The sequence below is a fragment of the Deltaproteobacteria bacterium genome (assembly GCA_016874735.1).
Taxonomy (GTDB): Bacteria; Bdellovibrionota_B; Oligoflexia; order Oligoflexales; family CAIYRB01; genus CAIYRB01.
On record VGTI01000145.1, the window covers coordinates 1 to 3,254 of the forward strand.

The window sequence follows — 3,254 nt, forward strand, 5'->3', positions numbered from 1 at the left end:
GACCTTGCGACGATCGCCCGGTCGCGTCCCGGATGAGGAACACATAATTCAAAGTCGGGCAGAGCGTGACAGACGTGGGTCGTGGCACTGATGGTTACGTTTTCTGTTAACTTTGATGGTTCGCTTGGTCTTTCATTTGATCGTTCTGTTATTCGATTACGAATAACGTCCGCCGCACTACAGCCTTGCAGGGCGTACGAGGTTATGAGCAAAGCAGCTAAAGCCGATATTCTAAGTCGCAGCATAAACGGACCTCCGTGCGAACCCACTGCAAATTTGCGTCCACCATAACTACCCAGATGATCAGGGTTAATTTCTCACTTGGCGTCTGTGCTTGGGGATTTTGGCCAGAGTTTTTACACACTCGTAAGCGGCGCAGAAATTGCAGCCATCAAGAGTTGCGTTATAAGGCGCACGCGTATCATGCAAATACTTACAGGAGGACCTTATGTTTAGATTATTTCTCTGCCGTGGAATACTGGCCACCTTCGCGGCAACTGCAACCACTGTCTGCCTTGCTGCCACAGATTCAAAAGCTATTCTAGACGAGGCGTACCAAGATGAGCTCAAGGCGTATATCCGCTACGAGGCAGTCGTCGAGCAATTTGGCGCTATCAGACCGTTTGTAAATCTGGTCGAGGCTGAGAGACGGCATCTGGATCACCTCGCTGATCTCTACATTGCGCGAGGATTCACACCTGCAGCCGTAATCGAGCCCGCACCCGTCATGTATCTGAGCGTCGCGTCTGCGTGTCAGGTGAGTCTCGATGCCGAGAGGGAAAACGTTGCCCTACTTGACCGTCTCATTGCTGAGACGACGGAGCCTGATATCAAGGCCACCTTAGAGTGGATCCGTGAGGCTTCTGCTGGGCGCCATATACCGGCGCTTGAGCGTTGCAGCGGTTTACCCGGCTGAAGCCTTAGCTTTGGATCGCAGTCTAAAATTAAAGGCCTCGACCAGAATGGAAAAGCCCATGGCAAAGTAGATGTAGCCCTTTTCCACGTGGTGACCGGTGCCGTCAGCCGTCAGCACCACGCCGATGAGTAGTAAAAAGGACAATGCCAGCATCTTTATGGTGGGATGCTTGACGATGAATTCGCTGACGGGATTGGCAAAAAGCACCATCACAGCGACGGAGGCCACAACGGCCGCCACCATAATTGTTAAGTTGTTTACCATACCCACTGCGGTGATCACTGAGTCTAGCGAGAAGACCACGTCCAGTAGTGTTATTTGGACGAGTATTGATGCGGCACTGGCTGGTGGAGATTGAGAGCCATCCGTACCGTGCTCGTGGCCACCTTCGATCGTGCCGTGAATCTCAAAAGTAGCTTTAGCGATAAGGAAGAGACCACCGCCAATGAGAATGAGGTCGCGTCCCGATACGCCGCGGTCCAGAATGGTAAAGAGGGGGTCCGTCAACCTAACAACCCAACCGATGGCGAAAAGCAGCAATATGCGCTGCAACATGGCAAGGACCAGGCCGATGCGCCGCATCTTTGCTTGCTGTGACCTGTGCAGTCGACTGGTGATGATGGCGATGAAGACGATGTTGTCGATACCGAGCACTATTTCTAGGGCGGCTAGTGATATCAGCGCGATCAGATTCTGCAGGGTAAAAAGATCAGTAGCAACAGCGTCCAACGTATACTCCTCGCACAGCTATAACTTTTGACAGGCCGGTTGCGAGGACGCTGACTCAACGCCATCAACTACGGCAGTGACCGTGAAGCAGAAGTTCTTACCAATGTAAGGCTTTAAGTTCTTATCGGTCGTGCTCAGTATAGCGCTAGGATTCTTCGGGTCAAACCCCTTAGCGTCTGCCTTAATGGAAGTGATCGGCACCTCGGCGGCTTCAGGACTTGGCATACCAAAGATGTTGAATGACTGGGCTGCCTTGCCTGCCCGGGCATCCCAGGTGAGTGTCACCGTAGAGGATTTTGCAGCGGCCGGCGCCTTGGCATTGCCGCCTGAGTTTTGGGCGCCGTTGCCACAGGCCAGGAAGGAACCGCCAAGGCCTAGGCCTAGGATCAAGGTGGTGATGACTTTTGTTGTCATACGCATGGATGTTTCTGTCTTTCTAGGTTTTGGGACTTACCTTAACTTTTAAATTCGTCGGAGCCGTTGGGGCGGACTGGGGCGTGGACGGTGACGGCATGGGGCTTGGTGCTGGAGTGCCCGTTACGTCGCCCGATTTGGGAGGCGTGTTACTTATTCTTATGTCGGCGCAGGAAAAGTACGGTTTACCGCCCTGATCCGTCATCACCTGAATGAGTTGAATGGAGCACGTTTCGCAAATGTCCTGGGGTACGGTTACGGTTGCAGAGAACTGATGATAGGTCGTTGGATCGGAATAATTGACTGGGGTGTCTTTAGTGTCCGGAATGTTGTTCAGGAGTACGTTGTTGTCAAACCCGTTGATGCCATCCTTGGAAAAAGCAATGCGGTAGCTCCCTGGGTGGTTAATGGTCTCCTCCCACATGACGACCAGTTTTTGCCCTGGCGCTAGGGTTGTGCGTTTCGTGGGGTCAGTCGTTGGTGTGGTGGCACCGCAGGGACCGGTCTTCTCACCGGAGCTAGTCGTGCGTGGATTCAAGCTCGAGTTCGGTTTGATACGCGCGTGCCCCAACGCTGGGGAGGCGAAGGAAATTGCGGTTAAGGCGGTAACGAGGGGCAGTCTCAGCATCGGTCGCTCCTTTGGCTTCCTTCGGGCGCACCCAACCCGCCCATCGCTTTTATTTATCGGCAGTTACACTGTGGAGCTTGAGCTAATTTCCGAGGGTGCCGATTTCGCCAAATATCTTGCTCACTTTTTGCCGATGGCTGGTTTTAATTGAGGGAAAACCTTGCTGACTTTGTCTAAGAGGTAGTCCCCGTAGGTGCCCTGAAAGGCGTGGACGGAGCGAAGGTCCCAGCGACTCTGGGCAGGCTCCTCGATGATGCTGCAGCCCGGTAGTAAACCCACCTGGACATCAAATCCAGGATCGAAAAAGAGTGGGAACGAGTAGCGATGCCTCCCGGACACGTTGCGGACGCGGTGTAAGGTGGAACGATAAAGGCCGCCTGTCATGCGCTCCAACATATCGCCCATGTTACAGACGAATGTATTGGGCTCATACGGTGCATGGATCCACTGACCCTGGCGTTTGATTTCGAGGCCGCCACAATCGTCCTGTTTGAGTATTGTGAGCAGGCCATAGTCGGTGTGTTCGCCGACACCCCAAGCACTAACATCAGCCGGTTGCTCCGGTGG

General features: G+C 53.5%; 5 protein-coding genes. 1 reads left to right on the top strand and 4 read right to left on the bottom strand.

The window, feature by feature from the left end; genetic code table 11:
* Positions 1-448 precede the first annotated feature (448 nt).
* The gene (locus FJ146_19735) at positions 449-916 is read left to right on the top strand and encodes a DUF2202 domain-containing protein (protein MBM4254203.1); all 468 of its coding nucleotides are present in this window, start codon (positions 449-451) and stop codon (positions 914-916) included.
* Here the strand turns inward: FJ146_19735 and FJ146_19740 are convergent.
* The 4 genes from FJ146_19740 to FJ146_19755 all read right to left on the bottom strand — a co-directional run.
* Entirely contained in the window at positions 905-1,645 is a 741-nt protein-coding gene (locus FJ146_19740) for a TerC family protein (protein MBM4254204.1), read from the bottom strand. The genes FJ146_19735 and FJ146_19740 overlap by 12 nt on opposite strands.
* Positions 1,646-1,663: 18 nt before the next feature.
* On the bottom strand, positions 1,664-2,065 hold the full coding sequence (locus FJ146_19745) for a hypothetical protein (GenBank protein MBM4254205.1): 402 nt from the start codon (positions 2,063-2,065) through the stop codon (positions 1,664-1,666).
* A gap of 16 nt (positions 2,066-2,081) precedes the next feature.
* Complete coding sequence (locus tag FJ146_19750) at positions 2,082-2,687, bottom strand: lytic polysaccharide monooxygenase (GenBank protein MBM4254206.1); 606 nt, start codon at positions 2,685-2,687, stop codon at positions 2,082-2,084.
* 120 nt (positions 2,688-2,807) lie between these two features.
* Positions 2,808-3,254: isopenicillin N synthase family oxygenase (locus FJ146_19755; GenBank protein MBM4254207.1), on the bottom strand; the 447-nt coding region annotated here is incomplete at its 5' end.

Excerpts from the sequence above, each read along its gene's own strand:
- FJ146_19750 (MBM4254206.1), bottom strand. The coding sequence starts at position 2,687 with ATGCTGAGACTGCCCCTCGTTACCGCCTTAACCGCAATTTCCTTCGCC.
- FJ146_19735 (MBM4254203.1), top strand. The coding sequence starts at position 449 with ATGTTTAGATTATTTCTCTGCCGTGGAATACTGGCCACCTTCGCGGCA.
- FJ146_19745 (MBM4254205.1), bottom strand. The coding sequence starts at position 2,065 with ATGCGTATGACAACAAAAGTCATCACCACCTTGATCCTAGGCCTAGGC.